Source organism: Aeromonas sp. QDB18, assembly GCF_027705325.1.
In the GTDB taxonomy this organism is placed as follows: Bacteria; Pseudomonadota; Gammaproteobacteria; order Enterobacterales; family Aeromonadaceae; genus Aeromonas; species Aeromonas caviae.
Map to the genome: position 1 here is coordinate 1 of NZ_JAPDBQ010000287.1, position 1,301 is coordinate 1,301.

Below are 1,301 nucleotides of genomic sequence, written 5' to 3' on the forward strand. Positions count from 1 at the left end.
ATGACTCATGATGAACCCTTTTTCATGGCTCCAGATGACAAACATGATCTCATATCAGGGACTTGTTCGCACCTTCCTTAGGGGGGCGAATGAAACTTGTATCAAGTGTGTATACAGATACCCGATCATTACGATCGACATTAAAGGGTTTGTCTTCGGAGGATTTGTTAGCACTGAATGTGGAAATCGAGGCGATAGCGCTGGAGCGCATTGAGGAGGAGGAGGCTGCGAGAGTAAAAGAGGATGAGCGACGGCAGGTGATAGCTGACATTAAAAAATTGCTCGCTTTAGAGCGTATTACTCCTGAAGAGCTGTTAGCATTCACGAGAGGCCCTGTAAGCTCGTCTAAGCGAAGCCGGTAACTGGGGTAGTATAAATAGCGGCTGCTTCTGTATGAACATTCTAGTAGCATTAATTGGGATGATTAGGCTGTTAAGCATAGCGAGGGGGTTGGTCCCCTCGTTTTTATGTGTTGCGTATAAATACAACAAATTCAAATGGACACTGATGACGACAGAATGCTAAAACGATAATTAATGGCATTTGCATCGATGAGGTGTAATAGCGTAAAATTCAACACTGTTATTACTACCTGAATCGTGCTGTTCACTATTCAGACCAGTCACCAGAACGATCCAGATTGAAAGACCTATATCACCAGAGTCAGTAGCTATCCATGTGGCTGACGGTGTGCCCCTTATTGAGAGATCTTAATCATGACTGAATTTCTGAAAGTGTTGCTGAATATCCGTAGCTTGCGGGCTGCATTGCGTGAGCTCTCCTTTGAACAGTTGCAAGAAGCGAATGAGAAGTTCTCCTCGATTTATAACGAGCGGGTTGCTGAGATAGAAAAGACCCGCGCAGCCGATGCCGAGCGTTTGGCCAAGCTGGCCGAATTCCAAGCAATGCTGGCTGATGCTGGCATTGACCCTACTGAGCTCGTACAGGGCGTTCCAGCCGGGAAAGCTCAACGTGATGGCACGAAACGTGCTCCGCGTCCGCCGAAGTATCGTTATATGGCAAATGGTGAAGAGCGCACCTGGACCGGCCAGGGACGCACTCCTAAAGCGTTGGCCGCCATGCTGGAGCAAGGCAGGCAGTTGGAAGAATTCCTGATTTGATGTCAAAAGGACTGGCTAACCAGTCCTTTTTCTATTGCGTTGTTGAGTTATTGAAACTTAGCTCAGCTGACATTTGACGATGGCAACCACGTCAGTGCTGAACCAGGGTGAGAGCGTGAACATTTTGTTAAATTTCACCCAGTTTTTTGAGACCCGCATTGAGTACCGTTTCCAGATATT

At 47.0% G+C, this 1,301-nt stretch carries 2 protein-coding genes; both read left to right on the forward strand.

What is annotated here, in order from left to right:
• Nucleotides 1-89: 89 nt before the first annotated feature.
• Nucleotides 90-362: an H-NS family histone-like protein gene (locus OKC30_RS21595; RefSeq protein WP_335812966.1), complete on the forward strand. Its 273-nt coding sequence runs from the start codon at nucleotides 90-92 to the stop codon at nucleotides 360-362.
• A 354-nt stretch (nucleotides 363-716) separates the two neighbouring features.
• Entirely contained in the window at nucleotides 717-1,121 is a 405-nt protein-coding gene (locus OKC30_RS20895) for an H-NS family histone-like protein (RefSeq protein WP_010673971.1), read from the forward strand.
• Nucleotides 1,122-1,301 lie beyond the last annotated feature (180 nt).

What these genes read in the sequence shown, in the direction of transcription:
- OKC30_RS21595 (WP_335812966.1), top strand. Translation starts at nt 90, where the DNA reads ATGAAACTTGTATCAAGTGTGTATACAGATACCCGATCATTACGATCG.
- OKC30_RS20895 (WP_010673971.1), top strand. Translation starts at nt 717, where the DNA reads ATGACTGAATTTCTGAAAGTGTTGCTGAATATCCGTAGCTTGCGGGCT.